Source organism: Micromonospora chaiyaphumensis (assembly GCF_900091435.1).
Lineage (GTDB): Bacteria > Actinomycetota > Actinomycetes > Mycobacteriales > Micromonosporaceae > Micromonospora > Micromonospora chaiyaphumensis.
This window is the reverse complement of the sequence record NZ_FMCS01000007.1, coordinates 286,847-309,745: the sequence shown is the minus strand read 5'-3', so window position 1 is coordinate 309,745 and position 22,899 is coordinate 286,847. Positions and strand designations below refer to the sequence as shown.

Genomic DNA, 22,899 nt, shown 5'->3' with positions numbered 1-22,899 from the left:
GATATTTCAGGGTAGGATCGGGTCCGGCACTTCCCTCGGAGCGACGCCATGGGCAACTGGGTTGTCTCTCTGGCCGGGCCCCGGCGCGTGAGCCTGGAGCCCTGCCCCCCGGACCCGCTCGGCCCGGGCCAGGTCCGCGTCCGCACCTGCTACTCCGGGATCTCCGCCGGCACCGAGCTGACCCTCTACCGGGGCAGCAACCCCCGGCTCAGCAAGGACTGGGACGACGCCACCCGCATGTTCGTGCCCCGGCAGGCCGCGCCCGCGTACCCCGTGGTGGGCTTCGGCTACGAGGAGGTCGGCGAGATCGTCGAGATCGCGCCGGACGTCGCCGACCGCCGGCCCGGCCAGGTCGTCTGGGGCATCTGGGGCCACCGCGCGGAGGCCGTGCTGCCCGCCGGCGCGGTCACCCCGCTCGCGCCCGGGCTCGACCCGCTGGTCGCCGTCTTCGCCCGTCCCGGCGCCATCGCGCTGACCGCCGTGCTCGCCGGCGACCTGCACCTCGGCGACTGGGTCGGCGTCTTCGGGCAGGGCGTCATCGGGCTGCTCGGCACCCGGCTCGCCGTGCTCTCCGGAGCCCGCGTGGTGGCCGTCGACCGGGTGCCCGACCGGCTCGCGCACGCCACCCGGCTGGGCGCCCGCCGGGTGGTCGACGCCGCCACCGACTCCGCCGCCGCCGCGCTGCACGCGGCCACCGGCGGCCGCGGTGCGGACGTCTGCCTGGAGCTGTCCGGGTCGTACCCGGCGCTGCACGAGGCGATCCGCGCCACCGCCCACGCCGGCCGCGTCGTGGCCGCCGGCTTCTACCAGGGGTACGCCCACGGGCTGGGACTCGGCGAGGAGTTCCACCACAACCGGATCCAGCTGATGGCGGCCCAGATCTCCGGGTCCGCCCCGGCACCCGGCACGGCCGGCCGGTGGACCGGGACCCGGATCGCCCAGACCTTCATGGACCTGGTGGCCGAGGGCAGCGTCGACCCGCTGCCGCTGGTGAGCCACGTCGTCGACGCGGGCGCGGTGGCCGACGCGCTGGCGTTGCTCGACCGCGGTGACGGTGACGTCCTCCAAGTGGTGCTGAGGTTCTAAATGACCATCCCACTCGCCTGCCAGGAGCAGTTGCTCCCCGGCGCCGGCCTGTCCGAGAAGTACGCCCTCGCCGTCTCCCTCGGCTACCAGGGCATCGAGCTGCGTGGCCGGGGCGACCTGGCCCTCGCCCGGCGGCTGCCGGAGCTGCGCCGGGCCCGCGCCGAGGGCGTGGTCATGCCGACCGTCTGCGTCGAGATGGACCACTTCATCGGCGACTTCGACCCCGAACGCTCCCGCGACGCGGTGCGCAACCTGCGCTCCCAGCTCTCGGTGATCGCCGAGCTGGGCGGGCTCGGCGCCATGACCCCGGCGGCCTGGGGGATGTTCTCCCGCCGGCTGCCGCCGTTCGAGCCGCCTCGCCCGCCCGAGGGCGACCGGCAGGTGCTGGTCGACGCCCTGGGCGAGCTGGGCGAGCACGCCCGCGCCGAGGGCGTCACCCTCTTCCTGGAACCCCTCAACCGGTACGAGGACCACATGGTCAACCGGCTCGACGAGGCGGTCGCCCTGTGCCGTGCCGTCGGCCTGCCCTCGGTGCGGGTGGTCGCCGACACCTACCACATGAACATCGAGGAGGACGACGCCTGTGCGGCGCTGCGGGCGGCCGCGCCGTACCTGGGGCACGTGCAGGTCAGCGACTCGAACCGGCACCAGCCCGGCGCCGGCCACCTGGACTGGCCGAGCCTGCTGGCCACCCTGGCGGAGATCGGCTACCCCGGCTGGCTGGCGCTGGAGTGCCGGCTGCGCGGCGAGCCGGTCGCCGCCCTGCGGCAGGCCGCCACCGTCCTGGGCCAGGCCGGCCCGCGGCGGGCGGCGGCGTGAGCGCCCCCGGCGGCGCGGCCGGGGTACGGGCCGGCCGCACCGGCGCCGAGCGGGCCGCCCGGCTGCGCCGGCTGGCGCTGGCCACCCTCGACGCCAACTGGGAGCACGACCACACCGTCCCGTCCCGCACCCTCTACCCGCACCAGTGGAGCTGGGACTCGGCCTTCATCGCGGTCGGGCTGGTCCACGCCCGTCCCGACCGGGCCTGGCGGGAGTTGCGCAGCCTGTTCGCCGCGCAGTGGGCCGACGGGCGGGTGCCGCACATCGTGTTCAACCCGGCGCTGCGGGCCGGCGCGTACTTTCCCGGGCCCGAGTTCTGGGACTCGGGCCGGGCCGAGGGAGCCCCGGCGGCGGCCACCTCGGGGATCATCCAGCCGCCGGTGCACGCCCCGGCCGCCTGGCTGGTGCACCGCCGCGCCCCCTCCGAGGCGTCCGTGGCGGCGCTGCGCTGGCTCTATCCGCGGCTGGTCGCCCAGCAGCGCTACCTGACCGGCCGGCGGGACGTCGGCGGGGGCGGGCTGGCCGCCGTCGTGCACCCGTGGGAGTCCGGTCTGGACAACAGCCCCGCCTGGGACGCCCCGCTGGCCGCGGTGCCCGCCGACGAGGCGGTGATGCGGGCGTACCGCCGGCACGACACCGCGCATGCCGACGTGGCGCACCGCCCCACCGACCTGGACTACGCGCGCTACGTCGCGCTCGTGGACGCCTACCGGGCGGGCCGCTACCGGGACGAGGGGCTGCTCGGCCGGCACCCGTTCCTGGTGGAGTGCCCGCTGGTCAACGCGGCGCTCGGGGTCTCCGAGCGGGCCCTCGCGCGGATCGCCACGGTGGTCGGCGCGGACCCCGGCCCGCACCGGGACCGCGCGGCCCGGATCACGCAGGCCCTCGTCGACCGGCTCTACGACCCGGTCACCGGCACCTTCCACCCGCGCGACGTCCGGGCCGACCGGCTCGTCCCGGCGCGCACCGTGCTCGGGCTCCTGCCGCTGATCCTGCCCGACCTGCCGGCCCACCAGGTGCGGGCGGTGCTCGCCGAGGCGTGCTCGCCCCGGTTCGGCCTGGCCGCCCGGATGGACCGCCCGCTGCCCACGTACGACCGCACCGCACCGGACTTCGAGCCGCTGCGCTACTGGCGTGGCCCGAGCTGGGTGAACACCGGCTGGCTGCTGTGGCGGGGGCTGCGCGCCCACGGCCGCGCCGACCTTGCCGCCGGGCTGCGCGAGTCCCTGCTGGACCTGGTCGACGCGGCCGGCTGCCACGAGTACTTCCATCCGGACACCGGAGCCGGGCTCGGCTCACCGGCGTTCAGCTGGACGGCCGCGCTCGTGCTCGACGCCCTCGCCGAGGGCTGAGCCCCCGGCGACGCCGGGGGGAGGGCGACGCCGGCGGCCGGAGGCTCAGGCGATGCCGGACGGGGTCATACCGCCGGCCCGCAGGGCGGACATCGGCGCGTCGTCGATCGCGTAGCCGTGCGCGTCGGCCACCTCGACCACGCCGCTGACCTGGCGGGCTGACGGAGTGGAGCATGGCGACCTCCTCTTTCCAGCCCCGACGCTACGGACGGACAGGGGTTGCGAGCAGCGGCGCACGGACCGGGGCGGAAGTCCCGACGGAGGCGCTCAGCCCGCGAGCACCGGTGCCGCGTCGGCGGCCGCTGTCCCCGCCTCGTCGGCGGGCGGCTCGGGGACCAGCAGCTCGGCCGGCACCGGGTCGACCTCGACCCGGCAGTCGTGGAACGTCGGCGCCTCGCCCAGGTCGGTGTCGCGCACGGCGGTGACCGCGTTGACCGTGGCCCGCCCCGGGCTCAGCCGCGCCCAGTACGCCTTGTAGGTGAACGCCAGGCCCGGTCGGGTCGCCTCGTCCACGGCGACCGCCGCGAGGAACGCGCCGCGGTCGTTGCGCACCCGCACGGCGTCCCCGTCGGCGAGGCCGCGCGCCGCCGCGTCGTCCGGGTGCAGGTGCACCCGGGGCGGCCCGGTCCGCCGGGTGTGCCAGGGCAGCGAGGCGAAGGTGGAGTTCATGAGGAACCGGCCGGCCGGGGCGAGCAGCACCAGCGGGAACCGGCGGGCCAGCTCGGCGTCGGCCGCCTCGACGGGCGGGGTGTGCCCGGGCAGCGGGTCCACCCCGAGCCGCGCCAGCGACGGGTCGTGCAGCCGGGCCCGGCCGTCCCGGGTGGGGAAGCCGCCCGCGGCGAAGGGTGCGGAGCCGACCGGCACCCCGGTGGCCCGGGCGTACGTCTTCTCGCGCAGCTCCTCGAAGCTGACCGGTGTGCCGGCCAGCAGCTGCCGGGCCAGCTCCTCGTCGCTGTCACGGAACCGGGGATGGTCGATGCCGAGCGCGGCGGCGATCCGCCGGAAGATCTCGGTGTTCGGCAGCGCCTCGCCGGGCGCCCGGGTGACGGGCAGGTTCAACGTCGTGTAGTGGTGGCCGTAGGACGAGTGCAGGTCCAGGTGCTCGGGCTGCATGGTGGCCGGCAGCACCACGTCGGCGTAGTCGCAGGTGTCGGTCCACCGCTGCTCCAGCACCACGGTGAACAGGTCGGCGCGGCGCAGGCCGGCGAGGAGCCGGTTCTGGTCCGGGGCGGTGGCGGCCGGGTTGGCGTTGAACACCACCAGCGAGGTCACCGGCGGGTCCGCCTCGCCGGTCAGCACGGTCGCCAGCCGGCTCATGTTCAGCTTCCGGGCCGGCGGGGCCGGCATGCCGGGCGGCCGGACCACCCGGTCCTCCTCGATGGGATGGTGCCCGCTGGTCGACACCAGCGCGCCCCCGCCCGGGTGCCGGAAGTCACCGGTGACCAGCGGCAGCGCGCAGATGGCCCGGATCGCCTGGCCCGCGCCGTGGTGCCGTTGCAGGCCGAGGCCGACCCGGACGGCGGTGGGCCGGGTGGTGGCGATCCGGTCGCCGAGGCGGCGGACCACCTCGACGGGCAGGCCGCACTCGGCGGCGGCGCGCTCCACCGGCCACTCGTCGAGCCGGGCGGCCAGCTCGGGCCAGCCGACGGTGTGCGCGGCCAGCCACTCCTCGTCGGCCGCGCCGGCGTCGCGCACGTGCCGCAGGAGGCCGAGGGCCAGGGCCGCGTCGGTGCCGGGCAGCGGGGCGACGTGCTCGTCGCTGCGGGCCGCGGTGTCGGTGCGCAGCGGGTCGACGGTCACCACGTGTGCGCCGCGCTCCCGGGCCTGCTGCACGAACGGCCACAGGTGCAGGTTGGTGGCGAGCGGGTTGGCGCCCCAGAGCACGACGAGCTTCGCCGCCACGATCGACTCCGGCTCGAAGCCCACCGAGCCGCCGTAGATCGACTGCAGCGCCGCCCGGGCGGCGCCCGTGCAGATGGTGGTGTCCAGCCGCGACGCTCCCAGGTGGGCGAAGAGCCGCTGGCCCATCGTCCAGCCCTGCACGTGGCCCATGGTGCCGGCGAAGTAGTAGGGCAGCACCGACTCCGGGCCGTCGCGGTCGATGCTCGCGCGCAGCCCGGCGGCCACCCGCTCGACCGCCTCCGCCCAGCTCGCCGGCCGGTAGGCGACCCGCCCGGCGCCCTTCGGGCCGGTGCGCACGTAGGGTGTGGTCAGCCGGTCGGGGCCGTTGACCGCGTCGAGGTAGCGGTTGACCTTGCCGCAGAGCGCGCCCCGGGTGAACGGGTGGTCGCGGTCGCCGCGCAGCGCGACGGCCCGGCCGTCCTCCACGGTGAGCTGCCAGACGCAGGTGTCGGGGCAGTCCAGCGGGCAGGCGCCGGGGTGGGTGGTGCGGGCCATGGGGCGAGCCTACCGAGCCGCGGCACCCGCCCGGCTCCCCGCCGCGGGCGGCCGGCGGATCAGGCGATCGGGCGCCAGTCCGGCCCGTCGGGCCGGCCGGTCGAGGTCAGCGCGGCGAGCATCACGTCCTCGACCTGCTCGGGCGTCAGGTGTTCCCGGCGGTCGGCGCCCGGCACGTAGGCGCCCCACGCCCGGCCGTCCGGCTCCTGCATGACGACGCCGACCGGGTCGCGGTGGTCGCTCACGGCGGCGATGACCCCCCACGGCCGGCGGATGTGCACCTGCTGCTGGAGATCCGGGTCCAGTTCCCGCAACCACCGCCGGACGGTCTCCCGGTCGCCCAGCTCGGCCGTCTCCGTGGTCGTCCGGAAGAGGCTGTACGTGGTCAACAGCTCCGCGACGTCCTGCCGCGCCGGGTCCGGCCTGCCCAGCAGTCTCCCCAGCCATCCCATCCGGCTACTCCGTCCTGCGTCGGTACCCGGGCGTCCCGTGGCGTCCGACCGGAAGTGCCCCGTCGCGGGGCGGCGGCAAACCCGGGCCGGCCGCGCGCGTCGGCCGCCGGCGGGTCGCGCGTAGGGTCGCTCCCGAGCACATCCCCGAGGCCCGAGGAGCACGGTGCGCGAGATCGACAAGGTCGCCTGGATCCGCATCGAGGAGGGCCGCGTGCTGAGCACCCGGTCCCGGGGCAAGGACGTCTGGTACCTGCCCGGCGGCAAGCGGGAGGCCGGTGAGACGGACCTGGCCACGCTCGTCCGGGAGATCGCCGAGGAGCTGGACGTCGCCGTCGTGCCGGAGTCGGCGGTGCCGGTGGGTGTGTTCAGCGCGCAGGCCCACGGCCACGGTGCCGGCACGCTGGTCCGGATGACCTGTTACGCCGCCGACTACCGGGGCACGCTGCGGCCGGCGAGTGAGATCGCCGAGCTGGCCTGGCTCGGCTACGCCGACCGGGACCGGGTCTCCCCGGTGGACCAGCTCATCTTCGACCACTTCCAGTCAATCGGCGCGCTGCGCTGACCTCCGCTCGGGCGGGCGGGAGCCGGGCCGGGGCGCGCAGCCGGGGGTCGGGGACCGCCGCCGCCGGCGGCTGACTACCACTGGCCCGTGCGCCGCCATTCGCCCGGAGTGACGCCGTAGGCGTCACGGAACCGGCGGGTGAAGTGGGTCGGGTCGCTGAACCCCCAGCGCCGCGCGACCATGGCGATGGTGCGGTGCCGGCTGTCCGGCCGCCGCAGCTCCTCCCGCGCGCCGCGCAGCCGCTCGCCGATGATCCATTGTTCGAGGCTGAAGCCCGCACCGGAGCAGATCGCGTACAGGTGACGTACGGAGATGCTGTGCGCGGCCGCGATAGTGGCCGGTCCCAGGTCGAGGTCACCGAGGTGCTGGCGGACGTACGCGCGGATCCGGTGCAGGAGTGTCTCGGCGAGCACGGTGCGGGCATGGGGCTCGGTGTGGGCGGCCGACGCCAGGAGCGCACGGGCCAGCTCGATGCTGGCGTGGCCGAGAGAGTCGGCGGCAGGGTCGGCGCTGAGCCGCTCGGCGTCCCGCACGAGCTGGGCGACATGGGTGGTCACCAGGTCGTACAGCGGGCTCGTCCGCAGGTTCGCCGCGGCGCGACGGATGACGTCGACCGGCAGGCCGATCTGGTTGATGGGTATCTGGAGGCAGCCGGCGCCGCCGTAGCCTGACCAGGAGAAGTCGTACGGCGCGGACAGGTCGACCGTCAGCAGTGCACCGGGCGGCACGACCTGGCGGTGGCCGAGTTGTTCGTGCCGCCCGTCGGCGCGGTGCTGGACGGACAGGGCCACGACCGGCGCCGCGTCCTGCCTGGCCTGCCTCGCCGTGCGGTACAGCCGGATGCCGGAGGATCTGGCGATGAAGATGTTTGCGGCGCCGAGGTCCCAGACCTCCAGCCGGGTGCGGACGCCGCCGTCCAGGTCCTCGTGAATGACATGGCAGGGGGCCGACGCCTCCATCATCGCGGCACACACCGCGTCGACCCGCTCGCGCGGCGGAATGTCGGCCGTGTCCAGGACAAATCCCATGTGCGCCGCCCGGTGTGCACGGTGAGCCGGAAACTGTGCGCGCACAGCCGCACTGCCGGCGCGCTCCTGTTCGTAAGGTTCCCACGCGGGTGACCGCGAGGGATCACCGCGATGGACGAACCACGTACCGCCCCGGAGCCCTGCTCCCCTTCCCGAGGAGTTCGCGATGACCGTTCCCGACACCATCGTCCTGGTCCACGGCTTCTGGGTCACCCCGCGCAGCTGGGAGCACTGGATCACCTACTACGAGCAGCGCGGCTTCCGGGTGCTGGCGCCCGCGTACCCCGGCTTCGAGGTGGAGGTCGAGGCTCTCAACGCCGACCCGACCCCGATCCTGGAGCTGACCGTTCCCAGGATCGTCGACCACCTGACGGCCGTCGTCAAACAGCTGCCCGCGCCGCCGATCATCATGGGCCACTCGGCCGGCGGGGCGTTCACCCAGATCCTGCTCGACCGCGGCCTGGGTGCCGCGGGCGTCGCACTGAACTCGGCACCGACCGAGGGCGTACGGGTCGTGCCGCTCTCCCAGGTCAAGTCGACGTTCCCGGTGTTGAAGAGCCCGGGCAACCGGCACCGGGCGGTGGGACTGTCCTTCGAGGAGTGGAAGTACGCCTTCACCAACACCTTCACCGAGGAGGAGGCCCGGGCCCTCTACGAGCGCTACCACGTCCCCGCCAACGGCGGGATCCTCTGGGGCAGCGTCCTGGCCAACTTCCAGCCCGGCCACCAGGACACCTGGGTCGACTACCACAACGACGGCCGTGCGCCGCTGCTCTTCATCTCCGGCAGCGAGGACCACATCATGCCGCCGGCCGTTCAGCAGTCCAACGCCAGGCACTACAAGTCCGACACGGTCACCGACATCAAGGAGTACGCGGGCTACGCGCACCTGCTCCCCGCGCAGAAGGGCTGGGAGGAGGTCGCCGACTACGCCCTCGACTGGGCACTGCGGCACGCACGGGCATGACCGTCCGGGTCACGCACCTCGGCGGCCCGACGGCCCTCATCGAGGTCGGCGGCTGGCGGCTGCTGACCGACCCGACGTTCGACCCACCGGGCCGCACCTACGCGTTCGGCTGGGGTACGTCGTCGCAGAAACTGGCCGGTCCGGCCGTCGCCGTCGACCGGGTCGGCCCGATCGATGTGGTCCTGCTCACCCACGACCACCACGGCGACAACCTCGACGACGCCGGGCGGAGGCTTCTGCCGTCGGCGGGAACCGTCGTCACCACCCGGGCGGGGGCGGCGCGCCTCGGCGGCAACGCGCGAGGGCTCGCCCCCTGGTCGTCGACCACACTCGTGGCGCGGGGCCGCCCGCCGATCGAGATCACCGCCACCCCGTGCCGGCACGGTCCGCCGCTCAGCCGCCCGATCGTCGGCGACGTGGTCGGGTTCGCGCTGCGCTGGGACGGGCAGCGGCACGGGGTACTGTGGATCTCGGGTGACACGGTCCTCTACGGCGGGGTCCGGCAGGTCGCCGACCGGCTGCCCGTCGGCCTCGCGCTCCTGCACCTCGGCGGCGTCCGGTTCCCGGTCACCGGCCCGCTGCGCTACACCCTGACCGCCCGGAAGGCCGTCGCGCTCTGCCAGGCCGTCCGCCCGCACACCGTCGTACCCGTGCACTACGAGGGATGGACGCACTTCCAGCAGTCCCGGGACGTCATCGATCGCGAGTTCGCGGCCGCGCCCCGGGACGTCCGGGACCGCATCCGCTGGCTGCCGATCGGAACTCCCACCGACCTGGAGACCTGAGCTTCCGCCAGGCGGTCCGAAGAAGCTCGCTCGGCGAGCCCTCGTGCGTCGCGGGATAGCGCGACGGCGGCGGAGCTTGGCTCGTCGACTTCCGGTGCCTCGGGGAACCCGCTCGCGCTGCTGTCCCGGATGACCGCCGGGTGCCGGTTCGTCACCTGGGGGACGATGTCGCTCGCCGCAGCGCCGGCGGACGCGGCGGTGAACACCGTTTGCCGTCGTGCGGCGCGGGTAACCGCGGGCGCGATGCTCCGGGCCGGCTCGGGCCGGGGCTGTCGGATATCCGGCGGCGGCCGGCGACGACAGGAGTGCGGCTGTGCGGTTTCCCCGATTCGTCGAGGCGGTGTCCCGCCGCGCCGAGCTGCCCACCGAGCAGGCCGCCACGATCTCCCGGGCGGTGTTGCAGACCCTCGCCGAGCGGATCACCGCCAACGAGTCGGCGGACCTGGCCGCGCAGCTGCCCGACGAGGTCGCCAGCTACCTCGCCGGGCCGGGCGAGGGCGGCGCGACCGGCGGGTCGGTCGCCTTCCTGTACCGGGTGGCGGAGCGGGCCGGCGTGGGCCCGGCGGTCGCCGAGGTGGGCGCCCGCGCGGTGCTCGCCACCCTGCGCGAGACGGTCACGGTCGGCGAGTTCGAGGATCTCGTGGCGCAGCTCCCCAAGGGATTCGACGCGATGGTCGACCCGATCCCGCGGCCACCGTACGATGTGTAGGCAGGCTCCCCGGGACCCGGGTTGAGCTGCGGCGACGAGGCCGTCAAAGTGGAAAATCCACGGCTCGGAAGTATTTTCACCGTAAAATAACTCGCGAGTAGGCGCTTACGCCGTAAGTCGTCTACGCGCTAGAGGGATGATCGGACGGATTCCTCCGGCCGAGCTTCCACGTGTTGTCATCCCTTCGGCCTTACCTGTATCGATGCCCTACCCATCGAGAGATTGAGCTTTATTCTCAATCCAATGTGAAGTCCTGGGGGGGATCATGATCACATTCACCGAACGCTGCGCGCCTGCCGTCGACGGGGAACACACAGCCCGCTGACATGGCACAGCCGATGATCATCAATCGTTTCGGCGAGATCGCGGCGCGTCACGGTGATCGCAAGGCCCTGCTCGGTGAGACCCACGAGGTCGCCTACGCCGAGTTGGCCGCGATGGCCGGCGGACACGCGGCTGCGCTCGTCGCCGCCGGCGTCCGGCCCGGCGACCGTGTCGCCCTGCTCACCGCCCACGGCGCACCGACCGTCGCGGCGCTGCTCGGCGCCCTCGCGGCGGGCTGCGCGTACGTGCCGCTGGACCCGGGTTTCCCAGCCGACCGGCTGCGCCACATGCTCGCCGCCGCCGGGGTCACCGCCCTGGCCTGCGCCGCCGAGCACCGCGAGCTGGCCCGGGACCTTGCCGGCGGGCGGACCGTGCTCCCGCTGGACCAGGTGTCGCCCGCCCCGCTGCGGCCCGTCCCGGTCGACCCGGACGCGCTGGCGTACGTGCTGTTCACCTCCGGCTCGACCGGCGTGCCCAAGGCCGTCGGGCAGACCCACCGCAACCTGGCGCACGTCGTCGACAACCAGATCGCCGCGCTGGCGCTCCGCCCGGCCGACCGGCTCAGCCTGCTCGCCTCGTTCAGCTTCGACGCCGCCATCCCCGACCTCTACCCGGCGCTGCTCACCGGCGCGGCGGTGGTGCCCGTGGACCTGCGCCGGCACGGGCTCGCCCACGCCGCCGCGCAGCTCGACCGGCACCGGGCCACCGTGCTGCACTGCACCCCGACCGTCTACCGCTACCTGCTCGACACCCTCGGCGACCGGCGCCTCGACGCGGTGCGGGTGGTGCTGCTCGGCGGCGAGCAGGCCACGTACGCCGACGCGGCCCGTGGCCGGGACCGGTTCGCTCCCGACTGCCGGTTGGTCAACGGCTACGGCGCCACCGAGATGACCTTCGTGGCCCGGCACGTGCTGCCGCTGTCCACGCTGGACCCGGCCGCCACCGGCCCGCTGCCGATCGGCACCGCGTTCCCCGGCTACCAGGTCGATCTCGCCCCGGACACCGGCGAGCTGGTGGTCCGCAGCCGGCACCTCGCCCCCGGCTACCTCAACCAGGACAGCGACCGGTTCACCGTGGACGCCGACGGGACGAGGTCGTACCGCACCGGGGATCTCGGCCGGCGGCTGCCCGGCGGCGAGCTGGTCTGCCTGGGCCGGCTCGACCGGCAGGTCAAGGTGCGCGGGCACCGGGTCGAGCTGACCGAGATCGAGGCCGTGCTCGCCGCCCAGCCCGGCGTGGCCGGCGTGCGCGCCATCGCCCGCGACGGCGAACTGCTGGCGTACGCCCGGCCGGCCGGTGACCGCCCGGACCCGGCTGCGCTGCGGGCCGCGCTCGCCGCCGCGCTGCCCGGCTACGCGCTGCCCCGCGCGGTCGTGGTGCTCGACGAGTTCCCGCTCACCGTCACCGGCAAGGTCGACGAGCGGGCGCTACCCGATCCGGTGGCCGAGGTGCCGGCCGGTGCGGCGCCGGCCACCGACACCGAGCGGGCCGTGCACGACATCTGGTGCGCCGTGCTCGGCCGGCCGGCCGTGGGCCGCACCGACAGCTTCTTCGACGTCGGCGGGCAGTCCCTGCTGCTGGGCCAGGTGCAGCAGCGGCTCGCCGATACGTTCGGCGTGCGCCTGCCGATGCTGCGCCTGTTCGACCACCCGACGGTGGCCGCCCAGGCGGCGCTGCTCGACGCCCCGCCCGAGGCCGTCCGCGCCCCGGTGCTGCCCGCCCCCGCCGCGCCCGCCGCCGCGGCCCGCGAGTACACCGGCGACGAGATCGCCGTGGTCGGCCTCGCCGGCCGCTTCCCCGGCGCCCCCGACGTGGCCACCTTCTGGTGGAACCTGTGCACGGGAGTCGACGCGATCCACGAGCACACCGACGAGGAGCTGGCCGCCCTCGGCGTCGGGCCGGGGCTGCGCGCGGACCCGCGGCACGTGCGCGCCGTCGGCCGGCTCGACGGGGTCGCCGACTTCGACGCGGAGTTCTTCTCCTTCGCCGCCGACGAGGCCGCCCGCACCGACCCGCAGCACCGGCTCTTCCTCGAGACCGCCTGGGAGGCGCTGGAGGACGCCGGGCACGACCCGGAGCGGTTCCCCGGCCTGGTCGGCGTCTACTCGGCCACCTCCGCCAACCGCTACTTCCTGTTCCACCTCATGGACAACCCGGCCGTGGTGGGCGACGTCGACCCGGACGACTGGGAGGCCCGGCTGATCGGCCGGCAGTTCACCGACCACCTGCCCGGGCAGGTCGCCTACCGGCTCGGGCTCACCGGGCCGGCCCTGGCCGTGCAGAGCGCCTGCTCCAGCTCGCTGGTCGCGGTCTGCCTCGCCGCGCAGAGCCTCGCCGACTACCAGTGCGACCTGGCGCTGGCCGGCGGGGTGACCGTCACCTGGCCCCGGCACCGGCACGTGCCGGGCGGGCTGGCCTCCCCGGACGGCCGGTGCCGCGCCTTCGACGAGGGCGCCAACGGCTCCGGCTTCGGCTCGGGCGTCGGGGTGGTCGCGCTGCGCCGGCTCGCCGACGCGCAGGCCGACGGCGACCGGATCTACGCCGTCCTGCCCGGCTGGGCGGTCACCAACGACGGGGCGGACCGCGCCGGCTTCGCCGTGCCCGGCCCGGCCGGGCAGGCCGCCGCCGTGGCCAACGCGCTGGCCACCGCCGAGGTCGCCCCCGGCGAGGTCGGCCTCGTCGAGGGGCACGGCAGCGGCACGCCGCTCGGCGACGCCATCGAGGTCGCCGCGCTGCACCAGGTGTACGCGGGCGCCGCCCCCGCCGAGACCTGCGCGCTCGGCTCGGTGAAGACCAACATCGGCCACCTCGACGCGGCCGCCGGCATCGCCGGGCTCATCAAGGCGGTGCTCGCCGTGCGGCACGGGGTGATCCCGCCGAACCTGCACTTCACCCGTCCGCACCCGGAGATCGACCTGGCGGCCGGCCCGTTCTACGTGCCCACCAAGGCGCGGGACTGGCCCGAGGGCCCGCGCCGGGTGGCCGGGGTCAGCGCCTTCGGGCTCGGCGGCACCAACGCGCACGTCGTGGTGGAGCAGCCGCCGCCGGCCGACCCCGCCGACCCGCCCGGCGACGGGCCGTGGCTGCTGCCGGTGTCGGCGCGTACCCCGGCGGCGTTGCGGGCGGCGCTGGCCCGGCTGCGGGCCCACCTGGGCGGCGACGCCCCGGCGTTGCCCGAGGTGGCCGCCACCCTGGCGCTCGGCCGGCGGGCCTTCGCCCACCGGGCCGTGGTGGTCGCCGCCGACCTGCCCGGCGCGCTGGCCGGCCTGGACACGCTGCTGGACACCGACGCCCGGATCGCGGGCGAGGGTGGTCCGCTGCGCGAGCTGGCGGCCGACTGGGTCGCCGGGCGGGACGTCGACTGGGACGCCCTGCACCCCGAGGGCACGGTCCGGCGCGCCGGCCTGCCCACCTATCCGTTCCAGCGCCAGCGGTACTGGATCGACCCCGTGCAGAAAGGTCCGCGGTGAACTGGTTCGTCTCCGCCGGAAGCCGACCCCAGGCGCCGGTGCGGTTGTTCTGCCTGCCCTACGCCGGTGCCGGCGCGAGCGCGTTCCGGCGCTGGCAGGAGGTGATCGGTCCGGACGTCGAGGTGCTGCCGGTGCAGTTGCCCGGCCGGGAGAACCGGATCAGCGAGGATCCGCGCTTCGACGTCGCCGAGGTGGCCGAGGCCGTCACGGCCCGCGCCGACCGCCCGTACGCCGTCTACGGCCACTCGATGGGCGGCCGGCTCGGCTTCGAGGTGGTCCGGGAGCTGCGCCGGACCGGCGGGCCGCTGCCACTGCGGCTCTACGTCGGCGGCGCCCGCGCCCCGCACGTCACCGCGCCGGGTCCCTTCGACGGGCTGTCCCGCGCCGGCGACGACGAGCTGCTGCGCCGGCTCGCCGACGGCGGCGGGCTCCCCGCCGAGTTCTTCGACCACCCGGAGCTGGTGGAGCTGCTGCTGCCGCTGCTGCGGGCCGACTTCGGCCGGGTGGACGACTACCGGTACGTGCCCGGCGAGCCGCTGCCGCTGCCGATCGTCGCGTTCCACGGCCGCGACGACCGGGCGGTCACCCGCGAGCAGCACGCCGCCTGGGCCGAGCACACCGCCGCCGGCTTCACCCTGCACGAGCTGGCCGGCGGCCACTTCTTCCTGCACGACCAGCTCCCCGGGCTGCTCGCGCTGATCCGCGCCGACCTCACCGGGGCGCTCGGCGCCGAGACCACCCGCACCGGCGCGCCGGCCGCGGGCATGGACCCCGTGCGCACCGCCGGCCGCGGGACCGCCGGCGGTGCGCACCGGGTGCCGCTGGGCGACACCGCCTGGTCGGTGTGGCGCGACGCCATCCTGCGCACCACCGGCTTCCCGGCCGACGGCCTGGACCTGTTCGCGGCGCCCCGGGCCGCCGCGGCCGCCGACGAGCTGCTGGCCACCGGCGCCGGCGAGGACCGGTACGACAAGGAGTTCGACGAGGCGGTCCGCGCCGCCGCGCAGCGGATCAGCGAGCTGGCCGTCGACCCGCTGCTGCGCGAGGCGGTCACCTGGCAGAACCGCGGCGCCCTGGTCGCGCTGGACGGGCTGGCCCGGGGCGGCGCCGACGCGGCCCGCAACGTGCGCCGCCGGGACCGCGAGCGGGCGCTGCTCAAGTACTGGCAGCGCTACGGCGGCAAGAACGAGACCGTCGGCTTCTTCGGCCCGAGCTGCTGGGTGACCGTCGATCCCGACCAGCCGGAGACGGCCCGGATCCGCCCCGGCACCGGCCTGACCCGCCGGCGCTGGGTCTGGTTCGAGTCCTGGGCGCTCGCCGCGTACGCCGAGCGGATCGGCGCGGACCTGTCCGTGCGCCGGTGGTGGCCGCCGGTGCTGCGCCCGCACCTCGCCGTGCGGGACCGGACCGTGCTGCGCCCCGGCCGGCCGCCGCTGGCGCTGACCCCGGTGGAGGCGGCGCTGCTCGCCGCCGCCGACGGTCACCGCCCCGCCGCCGACCTGGTGGCCGACCCGGCCATCGGGCTGCGCCGCCCCGAGGACGGCTACGCCCTGCTCGACCGGATGGTCGAGCGGGAGCTGATCAGCTGGGACGCGGCGCTGCCGGTCAGCCCGGACGCCGAGGCGGTGCTGGCGGAGCGGATCGCGGCGATCGGCGACGAGGCCGCCCGGATCGCCGCGCAGGCCGGGTTCGACCAGCTCCGCGCCGCGCGCGACGCGGTGGCCGGGGCGGCCGGCGACCCGGCGCTGCTGCGGCCCGCCCTGGACGCCCTCGACGCCACCTTCACCGAGCTGACCGGCGTACCGGCCGTGCGCCGGGCCGGCCAGATGTACGCCGGCCGGACCATCTGCTACGAGGACACCGCCCGCGACCTGGACGTGGTCTTCGGCGTGCCGTTGCTGGCCGAGCTGGCCGCCCCGCTGGACGTGCTGCTGCGTGCCGCCCGGTGGATGGCCAACGCCCTCGCCGAGGCGTACGACGAGGTGCTCCGCGGGCTCTACGAGGAGCTGCGCGCCGAGTCCGGCGACCGTCCGGTCGCGCTGGCGGACCTGTGGTTCCTGGCCCAGGGCCTGTTCTGGGGCGGGGGCGAGCGCCCGGTCGACGCGGTCGCCGCCGACTTCGCCGCCCGCTGGGCCGGGCTGTTCGGGCTGGACGCGCTGCCACCGGGCGCCACCGACGTGCGGCTGCGCGTGGCCGACCTGGCCGACCGGGTCGACGCGGTCTTCCCCGGCACCCGGCCGACGTGGTCCAACGCCGTGATGCACAGCCCCGACCTGCAGATCTGCGCCACCGACGCGGCGGCGCTGGCCCGCGGCGACTTCACGGTGGTGCTGGGCGAGCTGCACGCCGCCTGGTCCTCGTTCGACTGCGCGGTCTTCACCCCCTCCCACCCCGACCTCGAGCGGCTGCGCGCCGCGCTGGCCGAGGACATGGGCGAGCGGCGGGTCCGGCTGCTCTTTCCCAGCGAGTGGCCGCGCCGGACCAGCCGCACCTCCGAGTCGCTGACCGGCCCCAGCGACCGGCACCTGGCCTTCCAGGACGCGCCGGGAGGGGACCCGGCCCGGGTGCTGCCCACCGTGGACCTCACCGTCGGCGAGGTCGACGGCCGGCTCGTCGCCACCGCCTCGGACGGGCAACGGTGGGCGCTCACCGAGGTCTTCGCCGAGCTGCTCAGCGCGCATGCGGTGGACGGGTTCAAGCTGGTCGCCGCCGCACCGTACACGCCCCGGATCACGCTCGACCGGCTCGTGGTGGCCCGGCAGACCTGGCGGACCACGGTGGGGGAGAGCGGCCTGGCGTCGGCCGCCGGCGAGCGGCAGCGCTTCCTGGCCGTGCGGGCCTGGCGGCACCGGCTCGGCCTGCCCGAGCAGGTCTACGTCAAGCTCGGCACCGAGACCAAGCCGTGCTTCGTGGACCTGTCCAGCCCGGCCTTCGCCAACATGTTCTGCGCCATGGTCCGGGCCGCCCGGGTCGACGGCGGCGACGGCGTCTCGCTCACCGTCAGCGAGATGCTCCCGACCACGGACCAGGCCTGGGTGCCCGACGGTGCCGGCCGCCGCTACTTCAGCGAGCTGCGACTGCACATCGTGGACACCCAGGGGACGGCGGTCCGATGAGCCACCTGCTGCCGCTGGGGGAGACCGGCTGGTCGATCTGGCGGGACACGGTGGTGCGGACGGCCGGCTTCCCGGGTGCCGGGCTGGACCGGTTCGCCGCTCCGGAGGCCGCCGCCGCGGCCGACGCCCTGCTCGCCGGGGAGGGCACCCGGGAGGTGTTCGAGAAGGCGCTGGAGGAGGCGGCCGCCGAGGGTTCCACGGCGGCCCTCGACGTGGCCGCCGACCCGTTGCTGCGCGAGGCGGTCACCTGGCAGAACCCGGACATGCTCGTCGCTCTCGACGGGTTGCTGCGCACCGACCCGGCGGTCCGCAACAGCCGGCGCCGTAAGCGGGAGATGGTCCTGCTGCGGTACTGGCAGCGCTACTGCGGCAAGGCCGAGACCATCGGGTTCTTCGGGCCGGTCTGCTGGGGCGCCCTCGAACCGGAGACCGCCACCTCCCGGGTCACCCCCGGCTCGGGCCTGGTCCGCCGCCGCCGGGTCCACTTCGAGGCGTGGGCGCTGGCCGCGTACGCCGAACGGCTCGCCGCCGACCTGGCGGTGCGCCGCTGGTGGCCCCCGACCCGGCCGCCGCATCTGACCGTGGCCGGGAACACGCTCCACCGGCCGCTGCACCCGCCGGTCGAGCTCTCCCCCGTCGAGGCCCGGATGCTCGCCGCCGCCGACGGCCGCACCCCGGCGACCGGGCTGGTCGAGCGGTTCCGGGCGGCCGGCGACCTGCGGTCGGCCGACGACGGCTACCTGCTGCTCGACCGGCTCGCCGAGCGCGGCCTGCTCGCCTGGGACGCCGCCCTGCCCACCAGCCCGGCCGCGGAACGGGTGCTGGCCGGGCGGATCACCGCCATCGGCGATCCGGCCGTCCGGGCGGCCGCCGAGGCCGGCCTCGACCGGCTCCGCGCAGCCCGCGACGCGGTGGCCGCCGCGGCCGGCGACCCGGACCGGCTGGGCGCCGCGCTGGCCGCGCTGAACAGTGAGTTCACCGCGGTCACCGGGGCCGCCGCGACCCGGCACGCCGGCCAGATGTACGCCGGCCGCACGCTGGTCTACGAGGAGACCGACCGCGACCTGGACGTCCGGGTGGGCGCGGCGGTGCGGGAGGCCCTGGCCGACCCGCTCGCGGTGGTGCTGACCGCGGCCCGCTGGCTGACGGCCGAGGTCGGCGCGGCCTGCACGGCGGTCGTCGCCGACCTGCACGCCGAACTGGCCGACGACGGTCCGGTCCGGCTCGCCGACGTGTGGGCGCCCGCCCAGGGGCTCCTGCTCGCGCCGGACGGCCCGCTGCAGCGCGCCGCCGCCGGGCTGACCGCCCGCTGGCGGGAGCTGTTCGGGCTGGCGGACCTGCCGCCCGGGCAGGCGGAGGTGACCCTGCGCAGCGAAGACCTGGCCGCCCGTGCCGCGGAGCTCTTCGCCGCCGACGGTCCCGGCTGGCCGTCCGCCCGGATCCACAGCCCCGACGTGCAGATCGCCGCCGCCGACCTCGGCGCGCTCAACCGGGGCGAGTTCCTGCTCGTCCTCGGCGAGCTGCACCCGGGTATGAACACCTTCGACAGCGCCGCGCTCACCCCGTTCCACCCGGACCCGGCGGTGCTGCGCGCCGGCTTCGACGCCGACCTCGGGCCGGTCCGGCTCCGGGTGCTCTACCCGGCCAACTACCCGCGCCTGACGACCCGGACCACCTACGAGCTGACCGGCCCGCAGGACCGGCAGATCGGCATCGACACCGCCCGGGGCGCCGACCTGGACCGCCTCGTCCCGGCCACCGACGTGCGGATCGAGCGGGCCGGCGCCGCGTTCGACGCGGTCTTCCCCGACGGGCGGCGCTGGCCGCTCACCGAGGTGTTCGGCAACCTCATCTCCGCGCTGCTGCGGGACAGCTTCAAGCTGCTCGACCCGGCCCCGCACATGCCCCGGATCACCATCGACCGGCTGGTCGTGGCCCGGCGCACCTGGCGCACCACGGTCGGGGAGTCCGGCCTGGCCGGGGCGACCGGCGAGGCCGAGCGCTACCTCGCCGTGCGCCGCCTGCGGCAGCGGCTGGACCTGCCCGAGCGGGTCTTCGTGAAGGTCGGCACCGAGGTCAAGCCCTGCTACGTGGACCTGACCGGCCCGCTGCACGCGCGGTCGCTCTGCGCCATGGTCGACGCCGCCGCCCGCACCGGCCCCGACGTCGCCGTGGTGGTCACCGAACTGCTGCCCGACCCCGCCCGGTCGTGGATCACCGACGCGCAGGGCCGCGGCTACGTCAACGAACTCCGCCTCCAGATCACCGACCCAGCCGAGCACCGGGGAGACCACGGGTGACCGACATCCTGACCGTCAGCGCCGCGTACGGGGCGGACCTGCCCTGGCCGGACGCCACCCTGGCCGACCTGATCGCCGCGCAGGCCGCCCGCACCCCCGACGCGGTGGCGGTGCGCCAGTGGGACACCCGGCTGACCTACCGGCAGCTCGTCGACCGGGCCGCCGGGGTGGCCGCCGCCCTGCGCGAGCGCGGCACCGTCCCCGGCGACCGGGTCGGGGTCTGCGGCGCGCGTACCCCCGACCTGGTGGTCACCGTGGTCGGTGTGCTGCTGGCCGGCGCCGCGTACGTGCCGCTGGAGCCGGGCGGCCCCCGCGAGCGGCTGCGCGAGATCGCCCGGGACGCCGGGGTCCGGCTGGTCGTCGGCGACGCCGCGGCGGCCGAGTTCGGCGACGAGCCCGGCGTCGAGGCGGTGGGGCTGCCCGGCCCGGCCCCGCTCGCACCCTGCCCGGCCCGCCCCGGCGACCCGGCGTACGTGCTGTTCACCTCCGGCTCCACCGGCCGGCCCAAGGGGGTGCTGACCACCCACCGCAACGCCGTCGAGTTCGTCACCGGGGTCGTCACGCTGACCGGCGCCGACGCCTCGGTACGCAGCCTCGGCATCGCCTCGCTCGGCTTCGACGCGGCAACCATGGACCTGTTCGTGCCGCTGCTGCTCGGCGGCGCGGTGCAACTGCTGGGTGCCGACGACCGCGCCGACCCGGTGCGGCTGGCCCGGTTCATCGCCGCGCACGAGGTGACCTGGGGGTTCATCACCCCGACGGTGCTCGCCCTGCTCGACCCGGCGGAGCTGCCCTCCTGGCGGGTGCTGCTCTGCGGCGGCGAGGCGGTCCCGGCCGAGCTGGTCGCCCGCTGGGCGCCCGGCCGGCGCTTCCTCAACGGCTACGGCCCCACCGAGACCACCGTGCTGGCGGTCAGCGGCGACCTGACCGCCGCCGACACCGACCCGGTGCCGATCGGCCGGCCCCTGCCCAACCAGCGGGCGTACGTGGTGGACGACGACCTGCGCCCGGTGCCGCCGGGGGAGACCGGCGAGCTGCTGATCGGCGGTCCCGGCCTGGCCGACGGCTACCTCAACCGGCCCGGGCTGACCGCCGAGCGGTTCGTCCCCGACCCGTTCGGCGACCGGCCCGGGGAGCGGCTCTACCGCACCGGCGACCTGGTGCGGCAGGCGCCGGACGGCCGGATCGTCTACCTGGGCCGGGCCGACCGCCAGGTCAAGGTGCGCGGCCAGCGGATCGAGCTGGGCGAGGTCGAGGCCGTGCTGGCCGGGCACCCCGGCGTCGACCGGGTCGCCGTGGAGGCCGTACCCGGTCCGGCCGGCACCGAGCTGGTCGCCTTCCTCACCCCCGCCGACGCGCCCGGCGACGAGGCGCTGCGGGCGTACGCCGGGGCCCGGCTGACCACCGCGATGCTGCCGGCCCGGACGGTGCGGCTGGCCGCGCTCCCGGTCAGCCCGGTCAGCGGGAAGCTGGACCGGCCGGCGTTGCGCGCGCTCGCCGCGGCCGCGCCGGAGGTGGCCGAGGAGATCGACGGCGGCGACCCGGTGGAGGCGGCGGTCCGGCGGCTCTGGACCCGGCTGCTCGGTGCGACCCCCGGCCCGGACAGCGACTTCCTGGCCGCCGGTGGCAACTCCATCGCCGCCATGCGGCTGGTCGCCGCGCTCCGCGCCGAGCTGGGCCGGCGGGTCGACACGCGGGTGCTGTTCACCGAGCGCACCTTCGCGGCGCTGGTCGACCGGGTGCGCGCCGCCGGCCCGGCCGAGGGCGACGGGCTGACCACCGGCAACCCGCCCACCCTCTCCCCGCCGCAGCGGCGGCTCTGGTTCATGGACCAGCTCGCCCCGTCCAGCGCGCCCTACAACATCGCGGTGGCGCACCGGGTGCGCGGGCCGCTGGACACGACCGCGCTCGGCGCCGCGCTGCGCGCCGTGGCCGAGCGGCACGACGTCCTGCGCTGGCGGATCCCGCAGACCGGCGGGGTGCCGTACGCGGTCCGCGAGGAGCCGACCGAGGTGGCCGTGCCGGTGGTCGACCTGACCGGCGCCGCCGACGCCGAGGCGGAGCTGGCCACCATGCTGGCGGCCGGCGCCGGGCACGCGTTCGACCTGGCCACCGGGCCGCCCTGGCAGGTGACCGTCTACCGGCTCGCCGCCGACACCCACGTGCTGGCCCTGACTGTGCACCACGCGGTCTTCGACGGCTGGTCCGAGGCGCTGCTCTACGACGAGCTGGCCGGCGCGTACGCCCGGGCGCTCGCCGGTGAGCCGCCGGCCGGGCCGCCGCTGCCCGCCACGTACGCCGACTACGCGGTCTGGCGGGCGGAGCGGGACGGCCGCCGTGGCGCGGCCGACCTGGCCTGGTGGACCGACCACCTGGCCGGCGCACCGACCGTGCTGGACCTGCCCCGCGACCGGCCCCGCCCGGCCGTGCAGACCTATGCCGGCGTGGAGGCCGCCGCGCGGCTCACCGAGGCGGCCGACCGGGCGGTGCGCGACCTGGCCGCCCGGCGCGGCACCACGGTGGCGGCGGTGCTCCTGGCCGGCTTCGGTGAGCTGCTGCGGCGTCTCACCGGCGGCGACGACCACGTGCTGGGCGCGATCGTCGCCGACCGGCGGCTGGCCGCCTTCGACGACGTCATCGGCTTCTTCATCGACACCGTGCCGGTGCGGGTCCGCACCGGCGGGGCGAGCTTCGCGGAGCTGGTCGACCGGTGCGCCGCCGAGCTGCACGCCGTCACCGAGCACCCCGGCGCGCCGCTGGAACGGATCGTCGAGGCGCTGGGCGTCGGCCGGGACACCTCCCGCGCCCCGCTCGTGCAGGTGCTGTTCAACGTGCTCAACTTCGTCCCGCCCCGGCTCGCGCTGACCGGCCTGACGGTCGAGCCGGTGCGGGTGCCGAAGCCCGGCTCGCCGTTCGACATCACCGTCTACGTGGTGGAACGCGACGGCCGGGCCGGCGTCGAGGTGGTGCACAACCCGGACCTGTTCGACGCCGCCCGGATCGAGGCGCTCCTGGCCGACCTGGCCGACCTGGTCGGCGCCCTCGCGGCCGACCCGGACGCGGCCGCCGACCAGCTCGCCCCCGAGCTGCCGCGCCCTTCGGTACGGGTGGCGGCGCTCGGCGCCATGACCGTGGCCGCCGCCGAACCGGCCCGGGCCCCGCTGCCCACCGGGCCGGACGCGCTCACCGCCACCGAGGAGCTGATCGCCGGCATCTGGCGGGAGGTGCTCGGCCGGGACCGCGTCGGCGTCGCCGACAACTTCTTCGACATCGGCGGCCACTCGATGGCCCTCGCCGCGGTGCACGCCCGGCTCACCGAGGCGACCGGCCGCTCCCTGACCATGCTCGACCTGTTCCGCCACCCGACCGTGCGGGCCCTCGCGGCCAGCCTCGACGGCGCCGCCGACCGGCCGGAACTGGCCCGGGCCGCGCTGCGGGCGGCCGCCCGGCGTGGCCGCGCCCGCCGTACCCCACCCCGACGACCGAACCAGCCGTGACGCCGTAACCCCTCCCCGCCGTACCGCGTGAGCTA

The 22,899-nt window shown here is 76.1% G+C and carries 14 protein-coding genes; 11 read left to right on the top strand and 3 right to left on the bottom strand.

Annotation, left to right across the window (positions count from 1 at the left end):
• Positions 1–48 precede the first annotated feature (48 nt).
• From GA0070214_RS20700 to GA0070214_RS20690, 3 genes are read left to right on the top strand one after another with little or no spacing between them, the layout of a single operon-like run.
• Positions 49–1,086 (top strand): zinc-binding dehydrogenase, encoded by a 1,038-nt coding sequence (locus GA0070214_RS20700; protein ID WP_091266388.1) that lies wholly within the window; start codon positions 49–51, stop codon positions 1,084–1,086.
• Entirely contained in the window at positions 1,087–1,905 is an 819-nt protein-coding gene (locus tag GA0070214_RS20695) for a sugar phosphate isomerase/epimerase family protein (RefSeq protein ID WP_091266385.1), read from the top strand. It abuts the gene before it with no gap.
• The gene (locus GA0070214_RS20690) at positions 1,902–3,257 is read left to right on the top strand and encodes an MGH1-like glycoside hydrolase domain-containing protein (protein WP_091266381.1); all 1,356 of its coding nucleotides are present in this window, start codon (positions 1,902–1,904) and stop codon (positions 3,255–3,257) included. Before GA0070214_RS20695 ends, GA0070214_RS20690 begins: the two co-directional genes overlap by 4 nt.
• Before the next feature lie 267 nt (positions 3,258–3,524).
• On the opposite strand, the gene GA0070214_RS20680 is transcribed toward GA0070214_RS20690, so the two are convergent.
• Together GA0070214_RS20680 and GA0070214_RS20675 are read right to left on the bottom strand one after the other, a co-directional pair.
• Entirely contained in the window at positions 3,525–5,654 is a 2,130-nt protein-coding gene (locus tag GA0070214_RS20680) for a molybdopterin-containing oxidoreductase family protein (protein WP_091266373.1), read from the bottom strand.
• Positions 5,655–5,713: 59 nt separating this feature from the next.
• Positions 5,714–6,106, bottom strand: a complete 393-nt coding sequence (locus GA0070214_RS20675) for a hypothetical protein (RefSeq protein ID WP_091266370.1) — start codon at positions 6,104–6,106, stop codon at positions 5,714–5,716.
• A 163-nt stretch (positions 6,107–6,269) separates the two neighbouring features.
• On the opposite strand from GA0070214_RS20675, the gene GA0070214_RS20670 reads away from it, so the two are divergent.
• The gene (locus tag GA0070214_RS20670; protein ID WP_091266366.1) at positions 6,270–6,668 is read left to right on the top strand and encodes an NUDIX hydrolase; all 399 of its coding nucleotides are present in this window, start codon (positions 6,270–6,272) and stop codon (positions 6,666–6,668) included.
• Positions 6,669–6,742: 74 nt separating this feature from the next.
• On the opposite strand, the gene GA0070214_RS20665 is transcribed toward GA0070214_RS20670, so the two are convergent.
• Entirely contained in the window at positions 6,743–7,696 is a 954-nt protein-coding gene (locus GA0070214_RS20665) for a helix-turn-helix domain-containing protein (RefSeq protein WP_091266363.1), read from the bottom strand.
• A gap of 166 nt (positions 7,697–7,862) precedes the next feature.
• On the opposite strand from GA0070214_RS20665, the gene GA0070214_RS20660 reads away from it, so the two are divergent.
• From GA0070214_RS20660 to GA0070214_RS20630, 7 genes are all read left to right on the top strand, one after another.
• Complete coding sequence (locus GA0070214_RS20660; RefSeq protein WP_091266360.1) at positions 7,863–8,663, top strand: alpha/beta hydrolase; 801 nt, start codon at positions 7,863–7,865, stop codon at positions 8,661–8,663.
• Positions 8,660–9,448, top strand: coding sequence for an MBL fold metallo-hydrolase (locus GA0070214_RS20655; protein WP_091266356.1), 789 nt, complete (start codon positions 8,660–8,662; stop codon positions 9,446–9,448). The genes GA0070214_RS20660 and GA0070214_RS20655 overlap by 4 nt, the downstream gene beginning before the upstream one ends.
• A 313-nt stretch (positions 9,449–9,761) precedes the next feature.
• Complete coding sequence (locus tag GA0070214_RS20650) at positions 9,762–10,157, top strand: DUF2267 domain-containing protein (protein ID WP_091266352.1); 396 nt, start codon at positions 9,762–9,764, stop codon at positions 10,155–10,157.
• Between the two features lie 326 nt (positions 10,158–10,483).
• Positions 10,484–13,951 carry an AMP-binding protein gene (locus tag GA0070214_RS20645; RefSeq protein WP_091266347.1) on the top strand — a complete coding sequence of 1,156 codons (3,468 nt, stop codon included), beginning with the start codon at positions 10,484–10,486 and terminating at the stop codon, positions 13,949–13,951.
• A complete protein-coding gene (locus tag GA0070214_RS20640) occupies positions 13,948–17,067 on the top strand; it encodes a thioesterase domain-containing protein (RefSeq protein ID WP_091266343.1) in 3,120 nt (1,039 codons plus the stop codon). Before GA0070214_RS20645 ends, GA0070214_RS20640 begins: the two co-directional genes overlap by 4 nt.
• Complete coding sequence (locus GA0070214_RS20635) at positions 17,064–19,367, top strand: lantibiotic dehydratase (RefSeq protein WP_091266339.1); 2,304 nt, start codon at positions 17,064–17,066, stop codon at positions 19,365–19,367. Before GA0070214_RS20640 ends, GA0070214_RS20635 begins: the two co-directional genes overlap by 4 nt.
• Positions 19,364–22,864 carry a non-ribosomal peptide synthetase gene (locus GA0070214_RS20630; protein ID WP_091266336.1) on the top strand — a complete coding sequence of 1,167 codons (3,501 nt, stop codon included), beginning with the start codon at positions 19,364–19,366 and terminating at the stop codon, positions 22,862–22,864. Before GA0070214_RS20635 ends, GA0070214_RS20630 begins: the two co-directional genes overlap by 4 nt.
• Positions 22,865–22,899: the final 35 nt, after the last annotated feature.